Origin of the sequence: Halomonas saccharevitans (assembly GCF_900116405.1) — a bacterium.
In the GTDB taxonomy this organism is placed as follows: Bacteria; Pseudomonadota; Gammaproteobacteria; order Pseudomonadales; family Halomonadaceae; genus Halomonas; species Halomonas saccharevitans.
The window spans coordinates 38016-63551 of record NZ_FPAQ01000003.1 but is presented as its reverse complement, the minus strand read 5'-3'; the positions used below and the strand labels follow the sequence as shown (position 1 = coordinate 63551).

The window sequence follows — 25536 nt, the reverse complement described above, 5'->3', positions numbered from 1 at the left end:
CATGTCGACCGGATCCATCGTTCGCCGGCTGGCACCGCTGCTGTGGCTGCTGTTCGCGCTGCCTCACGCCCAGGCTCACCCCCACGACCGGGACCACCCGTCATCGTCAGATCAAGCCCAGCCGGCGTCCCTGCCCGAGCCCACCGGCAGGGTGATCCTGACCCTCAGCGGTGATATCGCCCGTTCCAACGTGGGTGACGAGGCGCACTTCGATCGCGCCATGCTCGAGGCCCTGCCGTCGCGGATCATCGAGACCCGTACGCCCTGGCATAGCGACAAGGGGCGCTTTGAGGGGCCCCTGGTCCGGGCTCTGCTCGAGGCCGTCGGTGCCGACGGCGACTCCCTGCAAATCCGGGCCCTCAACGACTTCGAGGCGCAGGCCCCGCTGTCCGACTTCTACGCTCACGACGTGATCCTCGCCATGTCCCGCGACGGCGAGCCGCTGGGCATCCGCGACTATGGCCCGCTGTTCGTCGTCTATCCCTTCGATGCGCATCCTGAGCTCTTGACCGAGGCGGTGCGCTTCCGCTCGGTCTGGCACGTCGAACGGATCATCGTGCCCTGAGGGGCCCCGGGCGAGGAGGCCTGATGCCGCACTACCCCCTGCGTCTGAAACTGGGCGCCATCGCCGCCCTGCTGTTCTTCGCCGCCGCCCTGGTGGTGGTTGGCCTGGTTGCCTGGCGCCAGCACGCCCTCTCCGAGAGCGTGGGCGGCAATGCCGTCTGGCACGCCTACAAGCTCGATCGGGACACCGTGGAGCTGCGCAGCTTCATGGCCCGCCCCAATCCGGCTGCAAGGCGGCCGCTGCTGGCCATGCGCATCCGTCTGGAGCTTCTCTACAGTCGCCTCAACCTGCTGAAGGAGGGTGACATCACCCGGCTGCTCGCCGAGATCGACATCGCCGGAGAGCTGGTGGCGCAGGTCGAGTCGCATCTCGACGCCATGGATGAGCAGTTGCGCCGCCTGGAGAGCCTCGACGGTGATGCCCGGAGCAACCTGATCTCGCGACTGGGGATCCTGGGGGGCGTCACCGAGCGATTGATCATCGCCATCAATGGCCATCTGGCCGAGGCCACCACCGGCGAACGACACGCGCTGCAGACGCTCTACGTTGTGCTGCTGCTGCTGATCCTCGCGATGAGCCTGGCGGCATCGCTGGTAGTGGTCTTCCTGTTCCGCGAGTCTCGCGACAACGCCGCCGCCCGACGCGAACTGGAGACCCTGAGCCGCGAGCTCGAGGTCACCGCGCAGCGCGCCGAGTCGTCGAGTCGCGCCAAGTCGGAGTTCCTGGCGACCGTCAGCCACGAGATCCGTACCCCGCTCAACGGCGTGATCGGCATGAGCGACCTGCTGCAGGATCAGCCGCTGCCCGTGAAGGCGCGTCACTTCGCCGACACCATTCACGACAGCGCCCAGCGGCTGCTCGAGCTGATCAACGATATCCTGGATTTCTCCAAGATCGAGGCCCAGCGCCTCGAGTTCGAGGCACGCCCCTTCGACCTGGACGAGCTGATCGACGGGGCGGTCGCGCTGTTCGTGCCGCGAGCCCAGGCGCGGGGGCTGCACCTAAAGTGTGAGCTGGATCCTCGGCTGCCGACACGCCTCGTGGGCGATGCCGGCCGCCTGCGCCAGGTGCTACTCAATCTGCTCTCCAATGCCATCAAGTTCACCGAGCAGGGAGAGGTCCGGCTGGGCGTTCGCGCCCTGGGTGAGGGGTCGGTGCTGTTCGAGGTCGTCGACACGGGCATCGGCATTGCTCCCGAGAGCCAGCATCAGCTGTTCGAGCCCTTCCAGCAGGGCGATCCTTCCACCGCGCGCCGCTTCGGCGGCACCGGGCTGGGGCTTGTCATCAGCAAGCGCCTGATCGAAGCGCAGGGCGGACGACTCGCCTTCGAGAGTGAGCCGGGCCGAGGCAGCCGCTTCTGGTTCGTGTTGACGCTGCCGAAGGCGACGGCCGATGAGATCGCGGCCGACGTGGATGTGCCCGCCGCGCAGGGGGGCCTGGCCGACGCCCGGCTGCTGGTGGTCGAGGACGACCCGGTCAACCAGCAGGTAGCCCGCGCCATGCTCGAGCGCCTGGGCTGTCGGGTCAGCGTCGCCGAGGCCGCGGACGTGGCGCTTGCCTGGGCGGCTCGTGAGCACTTCGATCTGATCTTCATGGATGTGCAGCTGCCCGGCATGGATGGGCTGGAGGCGACCCGGCGGCTGCGCGCCCGGGGCGGCTGGTCGGCCGAGGTGCCGGTCGTGGCCATGACCGCCGGCGGGCCGAGCGGCGATCAGGCGCGCTGCCTGGCCGCCGGCATGAACGGCTACCTGACCAAGCCACTCTTCCAGCAGGCCCTGGTGGCACTGCTGCAGCGCTATCTACCGCGCGGCGCATCGCCTCCCGCGGTCGAGTTGCCCCTCGAGGAGGCGGCGCTGTCGTCGCTGGAGGAGAGCCTGGGTCGGCAGGGGCTGACGGCTCTGATCACCCTCTATCGGCAACAGGCGGCGGAGCACCTGGCAGGACTCGAACAGGCCCTGGCCGACGGGGACACCCGCCAGGTCGAGTATCTCGCCCACCGGCTCAAGGGGGAGTCCTCGAGCCTGGGGGCATCGCGGCTCGCCGGCCTGGCCGGCCAAGTGGAACGGCTCGGTGCGCAGGAGCGTCTCGACGAGGTCGCCGTCATCGTAAGCGAGCTGCATCGCTGCCTGGCCATGACGCTGGTGGCGCTGGAGGCCTGGTCGCCAGCCGACTGAAGCGGGCCCGGGACGAGTTGAGCCGAGCCGAGTCGTAGCGTCGAGGCCGCTTCGTGGCGTGTCAGGTGCCCACGGCCGCACGCTGGGTCTGATCCCGAACCTCCTCGAGGAGCCGGCATTCGTGACGCTTGCCGTCGACGAACCGCGCGAGCAGGGCATCGAGTCTCGTCAGCTGGCAGTGCCTTGCCATCAGCTCGCTGAACTGCAGCGAGTGCTGGGCGAAGGCCAGGGCGTAGCTGAGGGTCTGGGAGGCCATGGCGTCGTCGCTGATGAACAGGTGCAGCCGGTACTGCTCCGCGAGGACTCGGCGCCGGGCCAGGGTCACCGGCAGGCAGTGACGCCGCTGCAGCTGCTCGGCGAGGGTCTCCAGGGCGCCCAGGCGTTGCTCGCACTCGATGCCCAGGGTGGCCATCAGGCGGCTGACGTGGGGGCGGGTCGGCAGGAAGCTCAGGGCCAGGCCGCGGTAGCGTTCCATCTCGCGCGACTCGTGGTCGTAAGTAAGCGACAGAGGCTGATCGGCGGGGCTGGGACGAGCGTGCATCTCGGGCGGGCAGGCAGGCATGGGCATCTCCGTTTTTGTCATCCGGGCCTCTTCCGGGCACCGTTTAACTAAGGTAGACGCACGGGGTTCTCTCCCTCCTTGATGTCGGTCAATTTCGGTCGCGGATCAGCAGAAAGTACCAGGCCGCCACTGCTCCCCGCGACGCGATGAATCAGCACCACGGCCCGGCATTGTCGCCCCCGGCCCCGGGGCATACACTGCCCGAAACCCGACAGGCAGGCCGATATGCGCGAACCTTTCCCCGCCAGCCCCGGGCTCGCTGGCATGGCAGTCGAGGGCGCGGTAGACGATGGCACGGCCGACGAGGGGCCGGCAGACGAGAGCGTGCCGCTGTACACGGCCGTGAGCCAGCGGGGCGATCCCCGTGCCGCGGCGCGGGAGCTGGCCGATGCGCTGTGCCACCCCGAGCTCGGCTTCGTGCTGTTCTTCTGCAGCGCCGAGTATCCCCTGGCGGCGCTCTCCGAGGCCTTAAACGCGGCCTTCGCCGGCGTGCCGGTGGCGGGCTGCACCACCGCCGGGGAAATCGCACCCGAGGGCTACGGACGCGGCTGCATCGTCGCCATCGGCCTCGACCGGCGCCACTTCGCGGTCTCCTGCGCGCTAGTCGATGATCTGGGAGGCTTCGATCTGATGCGCGCCCAGCGCCTGGTCGATGGCCTGCTCGACGACTGTCGCGATCGCGCCCTGGCGCCACTGGCCGAGCACAGCTTCGCCCTGACGCTGCTCGACGGCCTCTCCAGCTGCGAGGAGCAGGTGCTGGCGACTCTGGATGCCGCCCTGGGGCGCATCCCCAGCTTCGGCGGCTCCGCCGGTGACGATAATCGCCTGGCCCATACCCATGTGCATGCCGAGGGCCGCTTCCACGGCCAGGCCGCGGTGGTGGTGCTGATCAACACCCGGCTGCCCTTCGAGGTCTTCACCACTCACCACCTGCGCCCGCGCGGCGAAAAGCTGGTGGTCACCCGGGCCGATCGCGAGCGCCGCCGGGTGCTGGAGCTCAACGCCCTGCCGGCCGCCGAGGAGTATGCCCGGCTGGTGGGCCTGCCGGTCGCGGCCCTGGATGCCGCGGTCTTCGCCCGCCATCCCCTGGCGGTGCGGCTCGGTGAGGCGTACTTCGTGCGCGCCATCCAGCGAGTCAACGACGATGGCAGCCTCAGTTTCTACTGCGCCGTGGAGAACGGCATCGTGCTCACCGCCATGCGCCCGGCGCCCCTGCTCGAGGATCTCGAGGCGGTCTTCGATGGGCTCACCGAGCGGCTTGGCGACCCGGCGCTGATCATCGCCTGCGACTGCTTCCTGCGTCGGCTGGAGCTGGAAACGCTGGAGCGCGTGGACGCGGCCTCGCGGCTGATGGCGCGCTCGCGGGTGATCGGCTTCAACTCCTATGGGGAGCAGCATCATGGCATGCACATCAACCAGACCTTCACCGGGGTCGCCATTGGATCTCGACCGGCCGCGGGCGGTTCCTGAAGACGCCTCCCCCCGCGAGCGGGAACTGCTCGAGGAAAACGCGCGCCTGCGCCGGATCGCCGCCGCGCTGATGGAGCGGGTGGAATCCGTGGGGGTGGCGGGCGCCGCACCCTATGCGGCCTTCGAGCATGCCGTGCTGCTCGCCGAGCAGGTCCGCGAGCGCACCGAGGCCCTGCAGCAGACCCTGGCCGAGCTGCATGCCGCCAAGGCCGAAGCCGAGGCGGCCAACCTCTCCAAGACGCGCTTCCTGGCCGCGGTCAGCCACGACCTGATGCAGCCGCTGAATGCCGCTCGGCTGTTCACCAGCGCCCTGGAGGATCACGACCTGCCCGCCGCGTCGACTCGCCTGGTGGGGCATGTCGGCCGCTCGCTCACGGACGTGGAGGCTTTGCTCGGCACCCTGGTGGATATCTCACGGCTCGACGCCGGCGTGCTCGAGCCGGACACCGCCCCGTTCCCCGTCGCCCGGCTGCTCGACGTGCTGGCCGAGGAGTTTCGTCATATGGCCGCGGCCCGGGGGCTCGCGCTGCACTACGTCGGCAGCGAGGCGATCATCGCCTCGGACCTGGCGCTGCTCGCGCGGGTGGTGCGTAACTTCCTGACCAATGCCATTCGCTACACCGAGCATGGCCGGATCCTGCTGGGCTGCCGTCGCCGCCCCGACGGTCTCGAGATCCTGGTGGGCGATACCGGACCCGGCATTCCCGAAGCGCAGCGCGAGGCGATCTTCCTGGAGTTCCAGCGCCTGGGCGAGCGCCGCGACGCCGAGGATCGCGGCCTGGGGCTAGGCCTGGCGATCGTCGATCGCATCGCCGGGATCCTCGACCATCCCCTGCGCCTGGCCTCGGTGCCGGGGCGCGGCTCGCTGTTTGCGGTGCGCGTGCCCTTCGGCCGGCTGCCGTCATCGCCGGCGCGCGCCCCGGCCTCGGCGCCGGCCTGGGAGGGCGACGTCCTGGCGGGCATGCGGGTCTGGGTCGTCGACGACGACCCCGAGATCTGCGAGGGGATGGCGGCACTGCTCGCCGGCTGGGGCTGTGGGGTGCGCACCGCCACCTGTCTGGCCGACCTGGACACCGCTCTGGAGACCCAAGCCCCCGGCGAGGCCGCCGAGGTGCTGCTGGTCGACTATCACCTGGGGGAGGGCGACCCCGATGGCCTCTCGGTGGCCGCGCGGCTGCGCGAGCGCCAGCCCGGGCTGGCGGTGGTGGTGATCACCGCCAATCATGACGCCTCGATCAAGAGCCTGACCCGCCAGCTGGGCTACGGCTGCCTGCTCAAACCCGTGAAGCCGCTGCGGCTGCGCATGCAGCTGGTCGGACTGCGAGGCGGTGGCTCAGTGTGACGGGGCGTGGCGCTCGGCCAGCAGCGCCTCGAGATCGAGGGCGCCGGCGGCGAGTATTGCCTGGACGCGGCCCGAGACGTGAAGCTTGCGCAGGATCGCCGAGACGTGGGTCTTCACCGTGGTCTCGGCGATATCCAGTTCGCGGGCGATCACCTTGTTGGAGGCGCCTCGGGAGAGGCGGATCAGCACCTCGAGCTGCTTGTCGGTGAGCTCGGCCAGGCGCTGGGCGTTCCGTGGCCCCTCCTCGTCTGCAGGCGGCCGAGCAGGGGCAGCCGGAGCACAGCGCATGACGTCCGCCGGCAGGTAGAGCTGGCCCTCCAGCAGGCGGGTCAGGGCCGCCTGCAGTTCATGGCGCGGCGTCGACTTCGGGATATAGCCCACCGCACCGAGATCGATGGCCTCGAGCACGGTGCGCCGTTCCTGGTCGGCGGAGAGGATCGCCACCGGCAGCGCGGGATACGCCTCGCGCAGCGCCCGCAGTCCTTCGAGCCCGCTGGCATCGGGCAGGCCGAGATCCAGCAGCACCAGGTCGAGGTCTGCATGCTCCCCGGCTCGCTGCAGGGCGTGGGCCAGGCTCTCGGCCTCCAGCAGTCGGCTGTCGGGCAGCCCGGCGGCGATCACCGCGCCGATGGCCTCGCGAAACAGCGGATGGTCATCGGCGACCATCAGGGTGTGCATGGCAATCCTCCTGGCATCGTCTTGCCTCCTACCGAAGGGGGAGGCGCTCTCCTGCCACCGCAGTATGTCCCACAAGGCCCCGCTGATCAAGACTGGGGAGTAGGTCGCGATCCCTACCTTCGCGCGACCCTTGAAAAGGCAAAGGAGATTCGAGATGGACGCAACGATGAAAGCCGCCGTGGTGCGCAAGTTCGGCGAACCGCTGACCATCGAGGAGGTCCCGACGCCTCGGCCGAAGCGCGGGGAGATCCTGGTCAAGGTGGCGGCCTCGGGGGTTTGCCATACCGACCTGCACGCCGTCCACGGCGACTGGCCGGTCAAGCCTGAGCCCCCGTTCATCCCCGGCCATGAGGGCGTGGGGCACATCGTGGCCGTGGGCGAGGGGGTCAGCCACGTCAAGGAGGGCGATCGCGTCGGGGTGCCCTGGCTCTACTCCGCCTGCGGCCATTGCGAGCACTGCCTAGGCGGCTGGGAAACCCTCTGCGAGTCGCAGCAGAACACCGGCTACTCGGTCAATGGCGGCTTCGCCGACTACACCCTGGCTGACGCCGGCTACGTGGGACGCCTCCCCGACAACGTCGACTTCCTCGAGATCGCCCCGGTGCTGTGTGCCGGCGTCACGGTCTACAAGGGGCTGAAGATGACCGACACCCGCCCCGGCCAGTGGGTGGTGATCTCCGGCATCGGTGGGCTTGGTCACATGGCCGTGCAGTACGCCAGGGCCATGGGGCTCAACGTGGCGGCCGTCGACATCGACGACGCCAAGCTGGCGCTCGCTGAGCGGCTGGGCGCCGCGGTGACGGTCAACGCCATGCAGACCGACCCGGCGGCCTATATCAAGAAGGCGATCGGCGGGGCCCACGGGGCGCTGGTCACGGCGGTCTCGCCCAAGGCCTTCGACCAGGCCCAGGGCATGCTGCGCCGGGGCGGTACCCTGGTGCTCAACGGCCTGCCGCCGGGGGACTTCCCGCTGCCGATCTTCGGCACCGTGCTCAACGGCCTGACCATCCGCGGCTCCATCGTCGGCACTCGCCAGGACCTGCAGGAGTCGCTGGACTTCGCCGGCGAGGGCAAGGTCAAGGCCACGGTGGCCACCGACCGGCTTGAGAACATCAACGATGTCTTCCAGCGCATGATCGAGGGCCGCATCGAAGGGCGCGTGGTCCTCGACATGACGTCGTGAGACGCCACCGGTAACGCTCATCGAGGTGCGATCGCATCGCGCCTTCGTGGCGGCGCACCGAGCGCGACGCCTGGGCCTCCTCCCGAAGGAGGAGGCCGGCTCCTGCCACCGGAGTATGTCGCGAACGGCCGCGCTCACCAAGACTTAGAGATGAACCTCCATCACGACACCATAACGACAATAGCCAGGAGTCACGCCATGATCTATGCCAACCCCGGCCAGGCCGGTTCGGTCGTCAGCTTCGAGCCGCGCTACGGCAACTACATCGGCGGCGAGTTCGTGCCCCCGGTGAAGGGCCAGTACTTCGACAACGTCAGCCCGGTCAACGGCGAGGTGTTCTGCCAGATTCCCCGCTCTACCGCCGAGGACATCGACCTCGCCCTGGACGCCGCCCACCAGGCCGCCCCGGCCTGGGGCAAGACCTCGGCCGCCGAGCGCTCCAACGTGCTGCTCAGGATCGCCGATCGCATGGAGCAGAACCTCGAGATGCTCTCCGTGGCCGATACCTGGGACAACGGCAAGGCGGTCCGCGAGACCTTGAATGCCGACCTGCCGCTGGCCGTCGACCACTTCCGCTACTTCGCCGGCTGCATCCGCGCCCAGGAAGGGACCGCCGCGGACATCGACGCCAACACCGTGGCCTACCACTTCCACGAGCCGCTGGGGGTGGTGGGGCAGATCATCCCCTGGAACTTCCCGCTGCTGATGGCCGTCTGGAAGCTGGCGCCGGCGCTGGCGGCGGGCAACTGCGTGGTGCTCAAGCCCGCCGAGCAGACCCCGGCCTCGATCCTCAAGCTGATGGAGCTGGTCGGCGACCTGCTGCCGCCCGGCGTGCTCAACGTCGTCAACGGCTACGGCGCCGAGGCCGGCCAGGCGCTGGCGACCAGCAAGCGCATCGCCAAGATCGCCTTCACCGGCTCCACACCGGTGGGCGCGCACATCCTCAAGTGCGCCGCCGAGAACATCATCCCCTCCACGGTGGAGCTGGGCGGCAAGTCGCCGAACATCTACTTCGCCGACATCATGAAGGCCGAGCCGGCCTTCATCGACAAGGCCGCCGAGGGTCTGGTGCTGGCCTTCTTCAACCAGGGCGAGGTGTGCACCTGCCCCTCTCGCGCCCTGATCCAGGAGAGCATGTACGACGACTTCATGGCCAAGGTCATGGAGAAGGTGGGGCAGATCAAGCGCGGCAACCCGCTGGATACCGACGTCCAGGTCGGCGCCCAGGCCTCCCAGGAGCAGTTCGACAAGATCATGTCCTACATGGACATCGCCCGCGAGGAGGGCGCCGAGTTCCTGACCGGCGGCAAGCCCGAGACCCTGGATCCGGCCATCAACAACGGCTATTACATCCAGCCGACCCTGCTCAAGGGCCACAACAGCATGCGCGTCTTCCAGGAGGAGATCTTCGGCCCGGTGGTAGCGGTGACCACCTTCAAGGACGAGGAAGAGGCGCTGGCCATCGCCAACGACACCGAGTTCGGCCTCGGCGCGGGCGTCTGGAGTCGCGACATGAACGTCGCCTTCCGCATGGGCCGCGGCATCCAGGCCGGCCGCGTCTGGACCAACTGCTATCACCAGTATCCCGCCCACGCCGCCTTCGGCGGCTACAAGAAGTCCGGCGTCGGCCGCGAGACCCATAAGGTGGCCCTCGAGCACTACCAGCAGACCAAGAACCTGCTGGTGAGCTACGACATTAATCCGCTGGGCTTCTTCTGATCGGCCTTTACTGATCGTCTGTACTGATGGCCTGTACGGATGATTTAAGCCTGGCAGAGGCCTCGGCGATAACCGAGCAGGTAGTTTGGCGCGACGCGAGTCGCGCCTTTTTTTCGTCGCTCGCTACACGCCCCGCCCGCTTTTGCGTCATCATCACTCGCCCCGCTTCCGACCGGACGATACGGCGATGACCGACCTCGAAGACTCCGATCTCCACCAGGCGCGCCTGCAGCGGGCGGCGTCGCTGATCCGGCAGAGCGGGGCGCGGCGGGTCCTCGATCTCGGCTGCGGCTCCGGGGGTCTGCTGCAGTACCTGCTGCGCGACGAGCAGTTCGAGCGGGTGGTCGGCCTGGAGCTCAGTGGCGAGCTGCTCGCCCAGGCCAAGCTGAGACTTTCGACCCTGCCGGCCGCCCGTGCGGGGCGCCTCGAGCTGATCTGCGGCTCCTATGCCGAGGCCCACCCGGCGCTGGTCGGCTTCGAGGCCGCGGCCATGGTCGAGACTATCGAGCACGTGCCTTCCGAGTCGCTCTCCCGGGTCGAGCGGGCGGTCTTCGCCGGCCTGCGCCCCAGGCTGCTGGTGATGACCACTCCCAATGGCGAGTACAACCCGCTTTACGGCCTGGCGCCCGGCGAGTTTCGCGATCCCGATCACAAGTTCGAGTGGGGCCGGGCGCGCTTTCGCGACTGGGGGCAGGGCGTCGCCCGTCGCAACGGCTACCGGGTGCGCTTCTCGGGGGTCGGCGAACTCGACCCCCACCTCGGCCAGCCGACCCAGGTGGCGCTGTTCACACGCACTCCGCCCCAGACCGAGTGAGCGCGGTCACCACTCACGGGCACTAGCCAGACCTCACTATAGCTATAGCGGCGAGGGGCGGGGCGCGCCGTGATCCGCCCAGGCGTCCTCGCTCTCCGCCGGCGCGCAAGCGGCGGCTTCCGGCTCGCCCTCGAGGTCGAGTTCCAGCTGCTCGGCCTCGTTGGCGGCCTCCTCGGCCCAGGTGGTGCCCAGCGCCGCGCTACCCGCCGGCATGGCGACATAGTGGCCGTGGGTCTCCGAGGCATGGCCCGGATAGCGCACCAGGCAGTAGAGGCCGACGGCGACAAGCAGGGCATGGATCGCCGCCATGTCCCACATGAAGCCGCCGGGGCCGAGCCACTCCATCAGCAGGCCGGTGCTGACCGGGCCGAGGGTGGCGCCGATGCCCAGCGCCAGCACCAGGCTGCTGCTGGCCGCGATCACCTGGCTCGAGGTCAGGTCGTCGTTGGCAGTCGCCAGGCACAGCGAGTAGAGGGTCAGGCTGGTGCCGCCCAGCGCCGCCCCCAGCAATATCCTCAGCAGCGGCGCGTCGGCGTCTACCGTCAGGCCGGCCAGCGCCAGCAGGGTGGCCAGCCCGGCCACCACCACGATCACCTTCTGGCGGTCGGTCTTGTCCGACAGCTTGCCCAGCGGCCACTGCAGGAGCGCCCCGCCGAGGATGAAGGCGCCCATGAAGGCGGCGACCTCGTCCACCGCCATGCCCGAGCGGGTGGCATAGACCGCGCCCATGCCGAACACGGTGCCGTTGGCGATGCCGGTGAGCAGGCAGCCGATGGTGCCCAGCGGCGAGAGGCGGCACAGCCGCAGCAAGCTCATGGACTCGGGCTGGCTGGTATCCGGCTGCGGGGTATGGCTCAAGAGTATCGGCACCAGCGCCAGCGACACCAGGATCGACACCAGCAGGAAGAGGATCACGCCGCTGGGATCGGCCAGGTTGAGCATCAGCTGCCCGCCGCCCATTCCGAGGTAGCTGATCACCATGTAGAAGGCCAGCAGGCGGCCGCGCAGCTGGTTGGAGGCGTAGCCGTTGAGCCAGCTCTCGGTCACCACATAGAGGCCGGCGTAGGCGAAGCCGGTCACCAGGCGCATGCCGGCCCAGATCCAGGGGTCGATGACCATCACATGGACCAGGATGGCGATCGAGGTGATCGAGGCCAGTGCGGCGAAGACGCGGATATGGCCGACCTCACGCAGCTTGCGCGGGGTCAGGGTCGAGCCCGCCAGGAAGCCCACGAAGTACGAGGACATGATGAAGCCGGTGGCGGTATTGCCGAAGGCCTCCTCGGCGGCGCGCATGCCCAGCAGGCTGCCCATCAGGCCGTTGCCGAGCATCAGCAGGCCGACGCCCAGCAGCAGCGCCCAGAGGCTCCAGGCGGCGGAGGCGGTAGTGGTGCCGGGGCGGGGGGCCGTGATCGCCATGGGTGGCTCCTGACGAAAGAAAAAGTGGGGCTTGTCGATTCGGCGCCTGACGCGGCGCAGGCAGGTAAAATAGGGCTCCAGTGCTATGCTGACAAACGCGATTTGCTACATCGATGCACAAGAAAAACTAAGGGTCATCCATGCGCCGACTCCCACCCCTCAACGGCCTTCGCGCCTTCGAGGCCGCCGCTCGCCACGAGAGCTTTGCCGCCGCCGGCACGGAGCTTCACGTCACCGCCTCGGCGGTCAGTCAGCAGGTCCGTGCCCTGGAGGCCTGGCTGGAGGTGGCGCTGTTCGCCCGTCACGCCCGCGGGCTCGAACTGACCGAGGCGGGTGAGCGCTACCTGCCGGAGCTCAGCGAGGCCTTCGATCGGCTGGAGCAGGCCACCCGCGTGCTGCAGAGTCGCGAGGCCGGCCAGGTGCTGACCCTCAACGTCACGCCGTCGCTGGGCACGCAATGGCTGGTGCCGCGGCTCTGGGAGTTCAACGCCCGCCATCCCGAGGTCGACGTGCGCATCGGCGCTACCGAGCGCAACGTCGACCTGCGCCGTGAAGACGTCGATCTCGCGGTGCGCCTGGGGCCGTCGCGGGAGGCGGGCGTAGTGTCTGAGCTGCTGCTGCGCGAGACCCTGGCGCCGGTGTGCGCGCCGGCCCTGCTCGAGGGCGAGGCGCCACTGACCGAGCCGGCCGACCTCGGCCGCCAGCGGCTGCTGCACATCTTCGACCCGCACCCCGGTCCCCGGGTGACCGGCTGGCGCGAGTGGCTGGCGATGGCCGGCGCACCCCAGGTGGACGCCCGCTCGGGGCCGCGCTTCAGCGTCTGGTACCTGGCGATCATGGAGGCGGTGGCCGGGCGGGGCGTGGCGCTGGGCCCCTTCAGCCTGGTCCGCGAGGAGCTCCGGGCGGGGCGGCTGGTGGCCCCCTTCGAGCCCTGGCTGCCGGCCGGCGTCGACTATTATCTGGCCTACCGGGCCGATGCCCTGGGCAATCCCGCCCTGGCGGCCTGTCGCGACTGGCTGCACGAGCTCTGTGCCCGGGAGTGAGCGGCTGGCCGCAGCCGGCCATCAACAGCGGCGCCCGGCACGAGGCCGGGCGCGATATCGGTGGGACGAGGCAGGTTCAGTCGTCGCAGGTAGGTTCAGTCGTTGAGAGACGCTCCCTGGCCGCTGCCCTTGCCGCCGTCGCGGCCATGTTTCTCCATGCCATGGCGACGGCGCGGTTCGATCGCCTCGCGCATCTCTGCGAGCTGCTCGTCGCTGAGGATTCGACTGAGCGCTTCCTGATGCGCCTCGCGCAGCTCGCGCATCGCCTCGCGACGCTCCTCACGTGAATCGAACTCGCGGGCGCGCAGCGCCTGCATGTCGGTATAGATCGCCTCGCGGACCTCGCGAAGCGTCTCGCGTTCGGTGTCCGAGAGCTGCCAAGTGTCGACCAGCGCGGTCAGGCGCTGCTGCATGGCCTCGCGATGCGCCTGGCGCCTTTCGTTACGCCACTCTTGACGCTGCTCTTCATAAAGTGCCTGGCGCGCCGTGGCCAGGGCCTCGCGCTGCTCGTCATCGAGGATCTCGTCTATGCGCTGGCGGTGCGTCTCACGCAGTTCACGAACCGCCTCGCGGTGCTCGGTGCGGGCGGCCTCCAGGGCCTCGCGGGTCTCGTCGTCGATGCCGGCGCGCTCGAAGAGGGCGCGGCGGTGGTCGTCAGGGTGACCGCGGTGGTGTCGGCCGTGATCGCCCGAGCGATGGCCTTCGAGATGGCTTCCGTGATGACCGTCGTGATGGTCGGCGTGAGGGGGGGCATGGTGCCCGCCCCGGTCGCCGGAGGAGGCGAGAGCCGAGGGCGAGACGGAGGCGACGGCCGTGACCAGGAGGGAAAGGGCCAGCAGCGAAGGGGCCAGCAGGGGACGGGTGGGCGAGCGTTTCATCATGGCAGGACTCCTTGGGGACCCGGGCGGGTCGGGATGACGGTGCCAGTCTCGTCGCTCGATGTGCAGCCGGCATGCAGCGACGGTGCAAAAGCCGTGAATCCGCCGGCTTCTCCATTCTAGCGTTCCTCCGGCGCTCTCTCCTCCAGCGCTCCTACTGCACTTCTCCTGCGCTCTACCCTGTAGCGCGCCTCCGGCGCTTACTCCTCCGGCTGATACTTGTAGCCCACGCCGTAGACCGAGCGGATCACCTCGCGTTCCGGCCAGGTCTCGGCGATCTTGCGGCGCAGCTTCTTGACGTGGCTGTCCACGGTGCGCTCGGAGACAATGCGGTGGTCGCGGTACATGTGATCCATCAGCTGCTCGCGGGCGAAGATGCGCCCGGGCGACTGCATCATCACCTTGAGCAGCTGGAACTCCACCGCGGTCAGCCCCAGGTCACGGCCGTCGGCCAGCGCCCGCCAGCCCTCCTCGTCGAGGACCAGGTCGCTGCCGGTGCCGGCGGCGGGATCCTGGGCCGCCCGGCTGCGCCGCAGCACGGCCTTGATCCGCGCCACGACCTCGCGGGGACTGAAGGGCTTGCAGATGTAGTCGTCGGCACCCAGCTCCAGGCCGAGCAGGCGGTCGACCTCCTCGACCCGCGCGGTGAGCATGACGATGGCGATGTCGGGCCAGCGCTGGCGCACCTCCCGGCACAGCGTCAGGCCGTCGGTGCCCGGCAGCATCAGGTCGAGCAGGATCAGCTCGGGGCGCGTCGCGCGGCCGTCGAGCCAGGGCAGCACGGCATCGCCGTGGGCCAGGTGGTGGCTGGTGAAGCCGCTGCCCTGGAGGTAGTCGGCGACCAGGCGGGCGATCTTGGGTTCGTCCTCGACGATCAGGATCTGAGCCGGATCGGCGTCATGGTTACTCATGCGGCGTCCTCCCTGGACGAATGGTCCTGGATGGCGGTGAAGGTCAGGGTCCAGCATAGCCCGCCGAGCGCGGAGGGCGAGGCCTCCATGTGGGCGCCGTGGGCGCGAGCCAGGGCGGTGGCGATCGAGAGCCCCAGGCCGCTGCCGCCGCTGGCGCGATTGCGCGACCCCTCGACTCGGTAGAGTCGCTCGGTGAGCCGCGGCAGGTCGGCCTCGGGCACCCCGGGAGCGCTGTCCTCCCAGGTCACTCGCACCTGGCCATCGCGACAGGCCAGGCGCACGCGCAGCCGCCCCGGCGAGCGGGTGTAGGCGCAGGTATTGTCGATCAGGTTGTTCCACAGCTGGCGCAGGCGCTGGACGTCGCCGCGGATCCAGGCCGGCCCGTCGACCTCGCGCTCCAGGCGGATGCCGCTGTCGTCGAGCCAGCCCGCGGCCTCATCGAGGCGCGAGGCGAGGCTCTCGGCCAGGTCCAGCGGGGCCAGCTGGACCTCCAGGGCGCCGGCATCGCTCTGGGAGAGCAACCGCAGATCGGCGACCAGGCGCTCGAGCTGGCCCACCTCCTGGGCCAGCGAGTGCAGGTTGTCGGCGTCCAGCGCGCGGATGCCGTCCTGCATCGCCTCGATCTCGCCGCGCAGCACGGCGAGCGGCGTGCGCAGCTCGTGGGCGATGTCCGAGACCCATCGGTTGCGCGCCTCACGGCTGGCCTCCAGGGTCGCCGCCAGGACGTTGAAGTCGTGGGCCAGGCTCGCCAGCTCGTCGCGGCCGTGTTCGGCCAGGCGGGTGCTGTAGTCGCCCTCGGTGAGGCGCCGGGTGGCCCGGGCCATGCCGCGGGTGCGCCGCCCCAGCCACCAGGAGAGGCCGCCGGCCAGCAGCAGCGAGGCCAGCCCCAGGGCGGCGACGATGATGCCCAGGTTGCGCTGCTGGCGGGAGAGGAAGATGCGATCCATGCGCGCCATCAGCTGCTGGGGCGGCCGGTAGCCGAGCATGCCGACCTCCTCGCCGTCGCTCTCGATGGGCAGCCAGCGAAGTTCCGCCGCCTCCTGGTCGCCGTCCGGGGGCAGGCCGATCACCGGCAGGCCGCCGGCGTCGTGGAGCACGAAGTCCTTGGGATCGCCCAGGCGCCGCTCGATGCCCTCCGGCGGCGGCGTGTCGCCGGGCCACAGCTGACGGCGCACCAGTCGGTGCCAGGCGCGCGGCGACTGGCGCAGCCACTGCCAGTCGTCGCGGCTCGCCCACTCCTCGGCGAGCCCCTCGGCCAGGGTCTCGGCGCGACGGGTCTGGGTCTTGTCGAGGTACTCGATGAAGCCCTGATCGAGGCTGCGCGAGACGGCCAGGAACACCAGCCCCGAAATGGCCACGTTGACCACCAGGATGATCGCGAACAGTTTGATGCCGAGTCGCGAGACGGCCGGGCGGGGGAGGCGAGGCGCGCGCATGGGCAGGCTCCGAAAGCGAGGGGCGGCGAGAGAGGCAGCGAGAGTATCGATCATTCTCGCCGCGCGGCGTGCAGCCTTCGTTCAGGCTCTGTGCAGCCAATGTGCAGGTTGTCGAAAGCCTCGCGCACGCGGCGGCAAGGCCGCCCGTGGCTCACAGCGTGAGCAAAAACAGGATCAGCGGTGGCGAGAGCAGCGAGAGGATGAAGCCCGAGACCACGGCCACCGGCACGCAGGCGACGCCGCCGTGCTGCTGGATCACCGGCAGGGTGAAGTCCATGGAGGTGGCGCCGCCGTAGCCGATGGCCAGCGCCGCGTGGCGGCGGATCACCAGCGGGATCAGCACGAAGGCGAGCAGCTCCCGGGCCAGGTCGTTGAAGAAGGCCACGCCGCCCAGCAGTGGGCCGAGCTGGTCGCCGATCAGGATGCCGGAGAGCGAGTACCAGCCGAAGCCGGCCGCCATGGCAAGGCCCTCGTTCCAGGCGAGATCCAGCAGCGGCGCGGCGAGCAGGCCGCCGAGCAGCGAGCTGGCGCCCAGGGTCAGGGCGATGGCCAGGCCGAAGCGGTTGAGCACGATCTGGCGCAAGGGCATGCCGGAGTTGCGCAGCTGGCAGCCGATCAGCGCCAGAAGCGCGTAGAGCACCCACTCCGCCAGGCGCTCGGCGAGCGCGAACAGGCCGCTGCCGGTCAGCCACTCCAGCAGCAGGCCGATCACCACGCCGGCTACCACCACTGCCACCAGCGCCAGCGAGCCTAGCATGGCGGCGAGCTTGCTGGTGGGCGCCCCGGCCACCACCGTGGAGGTGCCGGCGGTATGGCCCAGTCGACGCGACAGCCACCACAGGGCGGTCAGGTTGCAGGTCGAGATCACCGCGAACAGCAGCAGTGCCTGGCTCCCCAGGCGAGAGAGCTGGCCGCCCAGGTCGTCGAGCCCGGCGAGGCTCACGCCCATCAGCAGCAGGATCACGTAGATCGAGGCGTTGACGCCGTGATTGATCGGCGTCATCCATCGGGGATCGCGGACCCGGACCAGGTAGCCCAGCACCAGGGGCAACAGCACGATCAGCAGACCGCTCAGCATCGAGACTCCCTTCCCGTCGTGGTCGCCGGCGGCGACCGAAAGCCGCCCACTCTAGTCAATTTCCCTTCGGGGAGGAAGCGCGCTCAGCGCGGGGGCAGGTCGAGCTCGCTCAGCGACAGGCGGCTGCGCCGCTCGCCGTCGCGGTGATACTCCATGGCGAGCAGCAGGCCGGGCACGCCGGGGTGGAAGCTGAAGCGCAGTTGTCGATCCGGCTCGTCGGGCTCGATGACCTCTACTCGCACGGCCTCGAAGTTGCCGGCCGGCAGCGAGAGCGCGGTGCGCGGCAGCAGCCGGTACTCGACCAGGGTCTCGCGACCGCGATGGTCGAGGTAGCGAAGCCGGCAGGGGGCGGTGCACTCTGCGGCCGTGGCGCGTCGTGACAGCTCGAACAGCGCCGCCTGGCGGTCGGGCAGCCGGGCCAGAGCCTCGTGGTCGAGGGCGTAGCGCTTGCCGACGCCCAGCAGTGAATAGCCGCTGGCGTAGTGCAGCGAGCGCACGGTCTCGCCGGCGAGGAAGCGGCTGCGCTCGCGGCCCTGGGCCAGCGTGATGTCGGCACGCATATCGCTCAGCCACTGGGTCCCGTCGCGGGAGAGACGATGCTCGATGGTGGCGTTCGGCCAGCCGTCGACTTCCAGGTGATAGCGGGCCTCGAAGGGGCGCGGCTCGGCGGCGAGCACGCCGCCGCCGGCCAGCAACAGAAAGGGCAGCAGTACGAGCAGCAGGGCGCGGCGATATCGTGGCAGTGAGGACATGTTGACGCTCCAGGGCGCTCGGTCGGCAGGGATGAGAGTCCAGGCGAGCCGTGGGGTTCCCGAGGCGAGCGCCAATGCGCCTCGGCGGTGCCCGGCGGGGCTGCTAGGCTTGCGGTGAAGTGCGGCGTCTGTCGCATCACTGACCGCGAGCCCGCGTCCAGGGGCTCACCCCAACGAGGAGATTCCCATGGCCAGACTCTTGCTGATCGCCGGCGACTACGTCGAGGACTACGAGATCATGGTGCCCTTCCAGGCCCTGCAGGCCATGGGGCACACGGTCGATGCCGTCTGTCCCGACAAGCGCGAGGGCGACAAGGTGCGCACCGCCATCCACGACTTCGAGGGCGACCAGACCTACTCCGAGAAGCCCGGCCACGACTTCGTCCTCAACGCCACCTTCGCCGAGGTGAGCGCCGAGGACTACGACGGCCTGGTCGTGCCCGGCGGGCGCGCCCCGGAATACCTGCGTCTCGATGAGCGCGTGCTGGAGGTGGTTCGACACTTCTTCGAGAACGACAAGCCGACGGCGGCCATCTGCCATGGCGCCCAGCTGCTGGCGGCGGCGGTGCCGCTCGAGGGTTTTCGCGTCTCGGCCTACCCCGCCTGTGCGCCGGAGGTGCGCCTGGCCGGCGGCGACTTCGCCGAGATCGCCGTCGATCAGGCCGTCACCAGTGGTATGCTGGTCTCCGCACCGGCCTGGCCGGCCCACCCGGCCTGGCTGAAGCAGTTCGCCGCCCTGTTGGACTGACCGAATCCGGCGGGGTTTGACGCCACTAGACGACTGGTCTATTCTTTGCCGTATGAAGACGCAAGCCACCCGTGACAAGCTGATCCAGATCGGCGCCGAGCTGATCGCCGAGCAGGGCTTCAACGCCACCGGCATCAACGCGGTGCTGAGCCGGGCCGGAGTCCCCAAGGGCTCCTTCTACCATTACTTCTCGAGCAAGGAAGATTTCGGCCTGGCCGTGATCGACGCCTTCGCCGAGCAGTATGATGCCCGCCTGGTGGCCATCCTCCAGGCGCCGGATCAGCCGCCACTGGCGCGCCTACGCCGTTACTTCGAGGCCGGCCGGATCGACATGCACTCCTGCGATCACGCACGGGGCTGTCTGATCGGCAACCTCGGTCAGGAACTCTCCTCGCGCAGCGAGGCGTTTCGCGCGCGGCTCGATCAGGTGTTTCGCCAGTGGGAACGGCACCTGGTGGTGTGCCTCGAGGAGGCCCGCGCGGCCGGTGAGGTGGCCGAGGACCTCGATGCCGAGCGCCTTGCCGGCTTCATCCTGGCCGGCTGGCAGGGCGCCATGCTGCGCGCCAAGACCACCAAGTCGCTGGCGCCCATGGAGGCCTTCGAGCAGGTACTGTTCCACGAGCTGCTGGGCCGTGAGGTGGAACCTCGGAAGACGGCCGCCGGCGCGGCCCCCGAGACGCCCTAGCCCAGCGAGGTCGTCGTCCTGGCGCGCATCATGACGACGGCCTCTCGATCCAATCATTTACCCCGTTTCTAGTAGACTGGTCTATAAGACCTGTACCGCAGAACGAATGCACAGGAGTTGCATCGATGTCCGAGATTCAAGGCAAGGTCGTGATCATTACCGGGGCCAGCAGCGGCCTCGGCGAAGCCGCCGCGCATCGTCTGGCCAAGGCCGGTGCCAAGCTGGTGCTCGGCGCCCGCCGCGAGGAGCGCCTGCAGTCCTTGCGTGACGACATCGTCGAGCAGGGCGGCGAGGCGATTTACCGGGTCACCGACGTGACCGACCGCGAGCAGGTCGAGGCCCTGGCCGAGGCCGCCAAAGAGGCCTACGGCCGCATCGACGTGCTGATCAACAACGCCGGCCTGATGCCGCTGTCGCCGCTCGACCAGCTCAAGGTCGACGAGTGGGAGCAGATGGTCGACGTCAACATCAAGGGGGTGCTCTACGGCGTCGCCGCGGTGCTGCCGACCATGCGCGAGCAGCATGCCGGCCATATCATCAACCTCTCCTCGGTGGCCGGCCACGTGGTCTTCCCCTCCGCCGCTGTCTACTGCGCCACCAAGTACGCGGTCAAGGCGCTCTCCGAGGGCATCCGCCAGGAGGGCGGCGAGGAGATCCGCTCCACAAACATCTCGCCGGGTGCGGTGGCCACCGAGCTCACCTCTACCATCACCGATGACGAGACCGCCAAGGGTGTGAATGAGCTCTATGAGATGGCCATCGACGCCGATGCCATCGCCCGGGCGATCGTCTACGCCATCGAGCAGCCGGCCGATGTCGACGTCAACGAGCTGATCATCCGGCCGACCAAGCAGCCGCTCTAAGCGGTACGCTCGGCGGGCACGCCGCCCGCCGAACGATCGGCTTCATGAGCGATGTTAATGAGCCAGGGCACGGTGCGAAGCGCCGTGCCCTGGTTTTTTCGTGAGTGCCTTGTGTGAGTGCCTTGTGTGAGTATTTTGCGTCAGCGCTTTGCTTAAGTGCCTGGCGTGGGCTCGTCGATCTGATGCGTGGCGTGAGAAGGACGCTGTTATCCGGCCGGCCGTTCAGGAGCGCGACTGCAGGCGCTCGAGGCCCGGGCTCAGCATGACCGGGTAGTCGCTCTCGCCCGCCTCGAGGCGCCTGACGTCCGCGGAGAAGCGGGGCAGGGCGTCGGCGACCCGCTCCCGGGCCTCGTCGGCGCGGGCCATCTCGGCTTCGACCAGGCGGCCGGCCTTCACCAGAGGGCGCAGCAGCGGCTCGCCGGCCGCGACCGGCTCGTCGCGCAGGGCGATCATGTCGCCGAGGTAGTGGCCCTGCTCGTCCCGGCGGCGATAGAGCTGCTTGGGGCAGGGCAGGTTGATCTTGCCCGGCGAGTGCTTGATGCGCGGCTCGCCCGCGTAGGCCACCAGCTTGTAGGAAAGATCGATCACCGGCGCGTCCGCCGATACCCCCATCTGGGTGCCTACGCCAAAGGCGTCGATGGGCGCCCCCGCCTCGAGCAGCGCCTCAATCTGGACCTCGTCGAGGCCGCTACTGGCGACGATCTGCACCTCGTCATGGCCGGCGGCGTCGAGCAGTCGGCGCGCGCCCCGGGCCAGCTCGGCCAGGTCGCCGGAGTCGAGCCGGATGGCCTTCACCGCGAGTGCCGGCTCCTCGCCCATCAGCTCGATCACCTTCTGCACCCCTTCCAGGGTGTCGTGAGTATCGACCAACAGGGTGGTGCGGGGATAGTGGCGGGCGAAGGCGCGAAAGGCCTCCCGCTCGCTGTCGTGGGCCAGCACGTAGCTGTGGGCCATGGTGCCGTTGAGGGCCAGGTCGTGGCGCAGGCCGCCGAGCACGTTGCTGGTGCCGGCAAGCCCCGCGGTGCGGTAGGCGCGAACCCCACGCACCGCGGCATCGATGCCGTGCATGCGCCGCATGCCGAAATCCACCACCGGCCGGCCCCGCGCCGCCATCACGATGCGTACCGCCTTGGACGCCAGCACCGTCTCCAGCTGCACCAGGTTCATCGCCAGGCTCTCGAGAAGCTGGGCCTGGGCGATGGGCGCCTCCACCTCCATCAGCGGCTCTTTGGCGAACACCGGCGTGCCCTCGGGCAGGGTCCAGATATCCCCCTCGAAGCGCCAGTTGGCCAGCCAGTCGAGAAAACCGTCCTCGAAGAGCCCGGTGTCGGCCAGGCGCGAAAGGGCGGTGTCGCCGAAGCTCAGCCGGCTGAGCAGCGCGGCGGCGTGCTGCTGGCCACAGGCGAGCATGAAGCGACGCTCGGGGGGCAGCCGACGGAAGAACAGGCTGAAGGTAGCGACCCCGTCCATGGCCTCCTTCCAGTAGGCCTGGGTCATGGTCAGCTGGTAGAGGTCGGTGAGCAGGGCCAGCTCGTCCTCGCCTACCGTCAGCGGGAGCAGTTCGCTCATGGGCGCACCTCGACGCCGGCATCGATCAGCGCGTTGCGGGCGTCGTCCACGGCGTTAGGATCCACCGCGGCGCTGAGGGATTCGAGCAGGCACACGGCGAAGTCCGCCCGGCGGGCGTCTAGCGCCGTGGCCTTGACGCAGACGTCCAGCGCCAGGCCGCACACGATCACCCGCTCGATGCCCTTTTCGCGCAGATAGCCGGCCAGGCCCGTGCCGTCGAAGGCGGAGTAGGCGTCGGCATCGAAGGCCGTGGCCTTGCTGACGCGCACCGTCTCGGCGGGCAGGGCGAGGCCGGGATGGAAGGCTGCCCCTTCGGTGTCCTGCACGCAGTGCACCGGCCAGGGGCCGCCGCGATAGTCGAAGCTTACGTGATCGACGGGATGCCAGTCCCGCGAGGCAACGACCAGGGCGCCCGCCGCCTGGGCCGCCTCGATCTCGGCGTTGATGGCGGGAACCAGGGCCGCGCCGCCGTTCACGGCCAGGGCGCCGCCCTCGCAGAAGTCGTTCTGCATGTCCACGACGAGCAGCGCGTCGCGGGGATCATAGTGCTCGTTAACGCTCATCACGCACCTCCCGGGAGGTCGTTGGGTGTCCCTCCACAGGGTAGGGGCTGCGTCGCGGTTGTTGTAGGGCCGGTCGGCCCCGGCCCCGGCCCCATCAGCCACTCAATAGCCGGCCTGGGGGTCGACGGTATCGGTCGGCGCCCCGGCCTCGAAGGCACGCAGCGCCTCGGCCACTTGGTCGAGCGCCTCTGCGAGCGGCGTGGGGCCGGCCATGTGGGGGGTGATCCAGACGCGCGGGTGCGACCAGAGCGGGCTCGCCTCGGGAAGCGGTTCCTCGGGGAAGGCGTCGAGCAGCGCGCCGCGCAGTCGGCCCGTCACCCCGCCCTCACCGTCGTCTTCCCCCAGGGCATCGAGCAGCGCCGCCTCATCGATCAGGGTGCCGCGGCCTGGATTGATCAGGCTCGCCCCCTCGGGAAGCCGCGCCAGGGCGGCGGCATCGATGATGTGGTGCGTTGAGGGGGTGTCGGGCAGCAGCAGCACCAGGCTCTTGACCCGCTCGAGCAGCGCCTCGAGGCCGGCGTCGCCGTGGTGGCAGTGGATGCCGGGCAGCGACTTGGGCGAGCGACTCCAGCCATGCACCGGGAAGCCGTCGGCGGCCACCATGGCGGCCACCTTGGCGCCGATGGCGCCCAGCCCCAGCACGCCCACCGGCCAGTCGGCCTTGTCGACCACCGCGTGTTCCCGCCACTGGCGGCGTGCCTGCTGGTGGCGATAGCGGTCGAAGTCGCGCTGGAAGTGCAGCAGGCCGTAGCGCACGTAGTCGCCGATCAGCTCGGCCATGCCGGCATCGCGCAGCTTGACGATCGGCACGTCCCGGGGGAGTCCCGGGTTGTTCAGCAGGGCATCGACCCCGGCGCCGAGGTTGACGATGCCCTTGAGCGCTACCGGCTCGCCGAGCAGCTCGGCGGAGGGCTTCCACACGGCGAGATAGTCCGCGCGACGACGCTGCTCGGTCGGGGCCGCGCTGGTGATCACCTCGGCCTCGGGCAGCCTTGTAGCCAGGGCGTCTCGCCACTGCTCGGCGTCGTCGATATGGACCAGCACTCGCATAGTGACCTCCGGGGGAAGATGGACGTTGGCGTCCATCTTCCCGGTTTCGCCGGCGCGGGAAAAGCCCCTGTCAGGCCGGCGTCGCGCGGCGAGTGTGGTGGGCGTTCGTCGGGGGCGTGTCCGCATGAGTCGGGGTCGACGCCTTCTGCTCGCCGTGCGCCTCGTGCTGGGCGGCGACCCGGAAGCGGGCGACCCGCTCGGCAAGCTCGGCGGCCTGGGTCTCGAGGGTCGCCGCCGAGGCGTTGGTAGCCTGTACCAGGCCGGCGTTCTGCTGGGTGGTCGAATCGAGTTCGGCCACCGCCGTGCCGATCTGCGCCAGGCCATCTGACTGCTCGCGGGTGGCCGCCCCGATGCGCATCACCTCCTCGCCGAGGCGCTCGATGCTGTGGGTGGTCTCGGTCATGCTGACGCCGCTCTGCTCCACCTGGCGGGCGCACTCGCCGAGTTGGCGGCGCGTGCCCTCCAGCAGCTGGCGTATCTCGCTGGCGGCATCGGCGCTGCGGCTGGCCAGGGCCCGCACCTCGGTCGCCACCACGGCGAAGCCGCGTCCCTTCTCGCCGGCCCGTGCGGCCTCCACCGAGGCATTGAGCGCCAGGATGTTGGTCTGGAAGGCGATGGTGTCGATGGTCGCGATGATGGTGTCCATGCGCCCGGCATCGGCGACCACGGCCTGGATCAGCGATACGCTGCGAGTCACGCTGTCGCGGCTGTCCCGGGCCTGGGTCGTGGCGCTCTCGGCTAGGCCGTCAGCCTCGCGCGTGCTCTGCGCGTTCTGCGATACCGAACTGGTGATCTCCTCCATGCTGGCGGCGCTCTGCTGCAGGGCGCTGGCCTGCTGCTCGGTCCGCGCCGCCAGATCCTGGCCGCCCCGGGCGATCTCCTCGGCACTGCGGTGAACGGCGGCGCCGGTCTGGCGGATCGAGGCGACCAGACTGCCCAGTGAGTCGGTCATCTGGCGCAGTGCGCCGAGCAGGCGAGCGGTTTCGTCGCGCCCCTCGACCTCGATGGTCTCGCTGAGATCGCCCTTGGCGACTCGCTCGGTGACCGCCAGCGCCTGGCTCAGCGGGCGCACGATGCTTCGGGTGATCGATAGCGAGAGAGCGACGGCCATTGCCAGGGCCAGACCGGCGAAGACCAGCAAGCCGGTGAGGGCGCTGCGGTGGCGATCGACGATGCTGGTCTCGGCGTCGACCATCTGGGCCTCGGCGCGCTCGCCGATGGCGTTGGCGGTGTCCTTGAGGTCGTAGACCGCGGCCTTGTGGGCCGAAAAGGCGCGGTTGGCGGCGATGGTGGTGGCGAAGTCGCCTGACAGGAGTCGGCGATAGGTGTCATCGAAGCCGGCAGCGTATTTATCAAGAGCCTCTTCGGCCTTTCGATAGAGCTCGCCGAGTTCAGGGGTGGGAGCCAAGTCGATGCCGGCTTCCAGGGTGCCGGCGAGGTGCTCGCGCGCCCCGCGCCACTTGTCGTGGTACTCCGCGACCTTCTCGGCATCGCGCAGGTTGATGAAGGCGTCCTTCTCGTAGCGGCGCAGTTGCAGGGCAAGCCGCTGGACCCTCGAGGCGTTGAGGGCAATGGCGGTATCGACCTCAAGAGTCTCGACGGCGGTGGTCTTGACCTGTGACAGGCCGCGGATGCCGACGCCGACGGCGGCCAGCAGCAGTAGGACGATAAGCGCGAAGGCAAGGGCGAGCCGTGCGCCGATGGAGAAGCGTTGCAGCATGGGGCAGAACCTTGGATGACGGATGACGCCGCTTTATCGGCCGGCGCGCGTCGTTTCTTAAACCCATGTTTTCTAATGTTTTAACGGCTCCATCGGTGAAGGCGCACGTCATCGTTTGGGGAGGCGCGGGGGACTCGGTCACGCACGCCAACCCGGGCACGCTCGCAGCAGGTCTCCGGGAGGCCGCGGAGCGGAATCTTAGCCCCCGAAGAAATGCTTGACCGCCTACCATGGGTTGGCAGTAACCTGCTCTTAGATAAGCGATCGACTGCGCGGCGCGACCCCGGCCCGTGACCGGGATGGCCCTCGGCAGT

23 protein-coding genes are annotated in these 25536 nt (G+C 69.4%); 11 read left to right on the top strand and 12 right to left on the bottom strand.

The annotated features are described in order from the left end of the window. Position 1: 1 nt before the first annotated feature. Positions 2–565 carry a putative pterin-binding protein gene (locus BM388_RS02340; protein ID WP_245781440.1) on the top strand — a complete coding sequence of 188 codons (564 nt, stop codon included), beginning with the start codon at positions 2–4 and terminating at the stop codon, positions 563–565. Between the two features lie 23 nt (positions 566–588). Next, positions 589–2739 carry an ATP-binding protein gene (locus BM388_RS02335; RefSeq protein WP_089846807.1) on the top strand — a complete coding sequence of 717 codons (2151 nt, stop codon included), beginning with the start codon at positions 589–591 and terminating at the stop codon, positions 2737–2739. Between the two features lie 61 nt (positions 2740–2800). Here the strand turns inward: BM388_RS02335 and BM388_RS02330 are convergent, their stop codons facing one another. After that, the gene (locus BM388_RS02330) at positions 2801–3301 is read right to left on the bottom strand and encodes a hypothetical protein (protein WP_089846805.1); all 501 of its coding nucleotides are present in this window, start codon (positions 3299–3301) and stop codon (positions 2801–2803) included. 225 nt (positions 3302–3526) lie between these two features. Between BM388_RS02330 and nosP the strand changes: the two genes are divergently transcribed. Then, on the top strand, positions 3527–4771 hold the full coding sequence (gene nosP, locus BM388_RS02325) for a nitric oxide-sensing protein NosP (protein WP_245781439.1): 1245 nt from the start codon (positions 3527–3529) through the stop codon (positions 4769–4771). Further along, positions 4701–6113: an ATP-binding response regulator gene (locus BM388_RS02320; RefSeq protein WP_089846801.1), complete on the top strand. Its 1413-nt coding sequence runs from the start codon at positions 4701–4703 to the stop codon at positions 6111–6113. The genes nosP and BM388_RS02320 overlap by 71 nt, the downstream gene beginning before the upstream one ends. Here the strand turns inward: BM388_RS02320 and BM388_RS02315 are convergent. Further along, positions 6105–6791 carry a response regulator gene (locus BM388_RS02315; protein WP_089846799.1) on the bottom strand — a complete coding sequence of 229 codons (687 nt, stop codon included), beginning with the start codon at positions 6789–6791 and terminating at the stop codon, positions 6105–6107. The two genes, BM388_RS02320 and BM388_RS02315, sit on opposite strands and share 9 nt — an antisense overlap. Before the next feature lie 154 nt (positions 6792–6945). On the opposite strand from BM388_RS02315, the gene adhP reads away from it, so the two are divergent. The 3 genes from adhP (at position 6946) to BM388_RS02300 (ending at position 10507) form a co-directional block, all read left to right on the top strand. Beyond that, positions 6946–7974, top strand: coding sequence for an alcohol dehydrogenase AdhP (gene adhP / locus BM388_RS02310; protein WP_089846797.1), 1029 nt, complete (start codon positions 6946–6948; stop codon positions 7972–7974). A gap of 198 nt (positions 7975–8172) precedes the next feature. Continuing rightward, positions 8173–9693 (top strand): acetaldehyde dehydrogenase ExaC, encoded by a 1521-nt coding sequence (gene exaC, locus BM388_RS02305; RefSeq protein ID WP_089846795.1) that lies wholly within the window; start codon positions 8173–8175, stop codon positions 9691–9693. Between the two features lie 187 nt (positions 9694–9880). Continuing rightward, complete coding sequence (locus BM388_RS02300; RefSeq protein WP_089846793.1) at positions 9881–10507, top strand: methyltransferase domain-containing protein; 627 nt, start codon at positions 9881–9883, stop codon at positions 10505–10507. Between the two features lie 42 nt (positions 10508–10549). On the opposite strand, the gene BM388_RS02295 is transcribed toward BM388_RS02300, so the two are convergent. Then, complete coding sequence (locus BM388_RS02295) at positions 10550–11926, bottom strand: MFS transporter (protein WP_175535020.1); 1377 nt, start codon at positions 11924–11926, stop codon at positions 10550–10552. Between the two features lie 140 nt (positions 11927–12066). Between BM388_RS02295 and gcvA the strand changes: the two genes are divergently transcribed. Continuing rightward, on the top strand, positions 12067–12969 hold the full coding sequence (gene gcvA, locus BM388_RS02290) for a transcriptional regulator GcvA (RefSeq protein ID WP_089846791.1): 903 nt from the start codon (positions 12067–12069) through the stop codon (positions 12967–12969). Positions 12970–13064: 95 nt separating this feature from the next. Here the strand turns inward: gcvA and BM388_RS02285 are convergent, their stop codons facing one another. The 5 genes from BM388_RS02285 to BM388_RS02265 form a co-directional block, all read right to left on the bottom strand. Next, a complete protein-coding gene (locus BM388_RS02285) occupies positions 13065–13850 on the bottom strand; it encodes a hypothetical protein (protein WP_089846789.1) in 786 nt (261 codons plus the stop codon). A gap of 197 nt (positions 13851–14047) precedes the next feature. Continuing rightward, a complete protein-coding gene (locus BM388_RS02280; RefSeq protein WP_089846787.1) occupies positions 14048–14758 on the bottom strand; it encodes a response regulator in 711 nt (236 codons plus the stop codon). Next, on the bottom strand, positions 14755–16194 hold the full coding sequence (locus tag BM388_RS02275; RefSeq protein ID WP_089846785.1) for an ATP-binding protein: 1440 nt from the start codon (positions 16192–16194) through the stop codon (positions 14755–14757). The genes BM388_RS02280 and BM388_RS02275 overlap by 4 nt, the downstream gene beginning before the upstream one ends. A 151-nt stretch (positions 16195–16345) precedes the next feature. Next, a complete protein-coding gene (locus BM388_RS02270) occupies positions 16346–17272 on the bottom strand; it encodes a LysO family transporter (RefSeq protein WP_089846783.1) in 927 nt (308 codons plus the stop codon). 83 nt (positions 17273–17355) lie between these two features. Further along, positions 17356–18024: a hypothetical protein gene (locus tag BM388_RS02265; protein WP_089846781.1), complete on the bottom strand. Its 669-nt coding sequence runs from the start codon at positions 18022–18024 to the stop codon at positions 17356–17358. 187 nt (positions 18025–18211) lie between these two features. Between BM388_RS02265 and BM388_RS02260 the strand changes: the two genes are divergently transcribed. The 3 genes from BM388_RS02260 (at position 18212) to BM388_RS02250 (ending at position 20320) form a co-directional block, all read left to right on the top strand. Next, the gene (locus BM388_RS02260; RefSeq protein ID WP_089846779.1) at positions 18212–18772 is read left to right on the top strand and encodes a DJ-1/PfpI family protein; all 561 of its coding nucleotides are present in this window, start codon (positions 18212–18214) and stop codon (positions 18770–18772) included. 52 nt (positions 18773–18824) lie between these two features. Next, complete coding sequence (locus tag BM388_RS02255; protein WP_089846777.1) at positions 18825–19457, top strand: TetR/AcrR family transcriptional regulator; 633 nt, start codon at positions 18825–18827, stop codon at positions 19455–19457. A 125-nt stretch (positions 19458–19582) separates the two neighbouring features. After that, the gene (locus tag BM388_RS02250; protein ID WP_089846775.1) at positions 19583–20320 is read left to right on the top strand and encodes an SDR family oxidoreductase; all 738 of its coding nucleotides are present in this window, start codon (positions 19583–19585) and stop codon (positions 20318–20320) included. 222 nt (positions 20321–20542) lie between these two features. On the opposite strand, the gene BM388_RS02245 is transcribed toward BM388_RS02250, so the two are convergent. The 4 genes from BM388_RS02245 to BM388_RS02230 form a co-directional block, all read right to left on the bottom strand. Next, positions 20543–21889, bottom strand: a complete 1347-nt coding sequence (locus BM388_RS02245) for a nicotinate phosphoribosyltransferase (RefSeq protein WP_089846773.1) — start codon at positions 21887–21889, stop codon at positions 20543–20545. Next, positions 21886–22452 carry a nicotinamidase gene (locus BM388_RS02240; protein WP_089846771.1) on the bottom strand — a complete coding sequence of 189 codons (567 nt, stop codon included), beginning with the start codon at positions 22450–22452 and terminating at the stop codon, positions 21886–21888. Before BM388_RS02240 ends, BM388_RS02245 begins: the two co-directional genes overlap by 4 nt. 102 nt (positions 22453–22554) lie before the next feature. Then, a complete protein-coding gene (locus BM388_RS02235; protein WP_089846769.1) occupies positions 22555–23502 on the bottom strand; it encodes a 2-hydroxyacid dehydrogenase in 948 nt (315 codons plus the stop codon). A 70-nt stretch (positions 23503–23572) separates the two neighbouring features. Continuing rightward, positions 23573–25222, bottom strand: coding sequence for a methyl-accepting chemotaxis protein (locus BM388_RS02230; protein WP_089846767.1), 1650 nt, complete (start codon positions 25220–25222; stop codon positions 23573–23575). Between the last annotated feature and the right edge of the window lie 314 nt (positions 25223–25536).

Excerpts from the sequence above, each read along its gene's own strand:
- BM388_RS02340 (WP_245781440.1), top strand. The coding sequence starts at position 2 with ATGTCGACCGGATCCATCGTTCGCCGGCTGGCACCGCTGCTGTGGCTG.
- BM388_RS02335 (WP_089846807.1), top strand. The coding sequence starts at position 589 with ATGCCGCACTACCCCCTGCGTCTGAAACTGGGCGCCATCGCCGCCCTG.
- BM388_RS02330 (WP_089846805.1), bottom strand. The coding sequence starts at position 3,301 with ATGCCTGCCTGCCCGCCCGAGATGCACGCTCGTCCCAGCCCCGCCGAT.
- nosP (WP_245781439.1), top strand. The coding sequence starts at position 3,527 with ATGCGCGAACCTTTCCCCGCCAGCCCCGGGCTCGCTGGCATGGCAGTC.
- BM388_RS02320 (WP_089846801.1), top strand. The coding sequence starts at position 4,701 with ATGGCATGCACATCAACCAGACCTTCACCGGGGTCGCCATTGGATCTC.
- BM388_RS02315 (WP_089846799.1), bottom strand. The coding sequence starts at position 6,791 with ATGCACACCCTGATGGTCGCCGATGACCATCCGCTGTTTCGCGAGGCC.
- adhP (WP_089846797.1), top strand. The coding sequence starts at position 6,946 with ATGGACGCAACGATGAAAGCCGCCGTGGTGCGCAAGTTCGGCGAACCG.
- exaC (WP_089846795.1), top strand. The coding sequence starts at position 8,173 with ATGATCTATGCCAACCCCGGCCAGGCCGGTTCGGTCGTCAGCTTCGAG.
- BM388_RS02300 (WP_089846793.1), top strand. The coding sequence starts at position 9,881 with ATGACCGACCTCGAAGACTCCGATCTCCACCAGGCGCGCCTGCAGCGG.
- BM388_RS02295 (WP_175535020.1), bottom strand. The coding sequence starts at position 11,926 with ATGGCGATCACGGCCCCCCGCCCCGGCACCACTACCGCCTCCGCCGCC.
- gcvA (WP_089846791.1), top strand. The coding sequence starts at position 12,067 with ATGCGCCGACTCCCACCCCTCAACGGCCTTCGCGCCTTCGAGGCCGCC.
- BM388_RS02285 (WP_089846789.1), bottom strand. The coding sequence starts at position 13,850 with ATGATGAAACGCTCGCCCACCCGTCCCCTGCTGGCCCCTTCGCTGCTG.
- BM388_RS02280 (WP_089846787.1), bottom strand. The coding sequence starts at position 14,758 with ATGAGTAACCATGACGCCGATCCGGCTCAGATCCTGATCGTCGAGGAC.
- BM388_RS02275 (WP_089846785.1), bottom strand. The coding sequence starts at position 16,194 with ATGCGCGCGCCTCGCCTCCCCCGCCCGGCCGTCTCGCGACTCGGCATC.
- BM388_RS02270 (WP_089846783.1), bottom strand. The coding sequence starts at position 17,272 with ATGCTGAGCGGTCTGCTGATCGTGCTGTTGCCCCTGGTGCTGGGCTAC.
- BM388_RS02265 (WP_089846781.1), bottom strand. The coding sequence starts at position 18,024 with ATGTCCTCACTGCCACGATATCGCCGCGCCCTGCTGCTCGTACTGCTG.
- BM388_RS02260 (WP_089846779.1), top strand. The coding sequence starts at position 18,212 with ATGGCCAGACTCTTGCTGATCGCCGGCGACTACGTCGAGGACTACGAG.
- BM388_RS02255 (WP_089846777.1), top strand. The coding sequence starts at position 18,825 with ATGAAGACGCAAGCCACCCGTGACAAGCTGATCCAGATCGGCGCCGAG.
- BM388_RS02250 (WP_089846775.1), top strand. The coding sequence starts at position 19,583 with ATGTCCGAGATTCAAGGCAAGGTCGTGATCATTACCGGGGCCAGCAGC.
- BM388_RS02245 (WP_089846773.1), bottom strand. The coding sequence starts at position 21,889 with ATGAGCGAACTGCTCCCGCTGACGGTAGGCGAGGACGAGCTGGCCCTG.
- BM388_RS02240 (WP_089846771.1), bottom strand. The coding sequence starts at position 22,452 with ATGAGCGTTAACGAGCACTATGATCCCCGCGACGCGCTGCTCGTCGTG.
- BM388_RS02235 (WP_089846769.1), bottom strand. The coding sequence starts at position 23,502 with ATGCGAGTGCTGGTCCATATCGACGACGCCGAGCAGTGGCGAGACGCC.
- BM388_RS02230 (WP_089846767.1), bottom strand. The coding sequence starts at position 25,222 with ATGCTGCAACGCTTCTCCATCGGCGCACGGCTCGCCCTTGCCTTCGCG.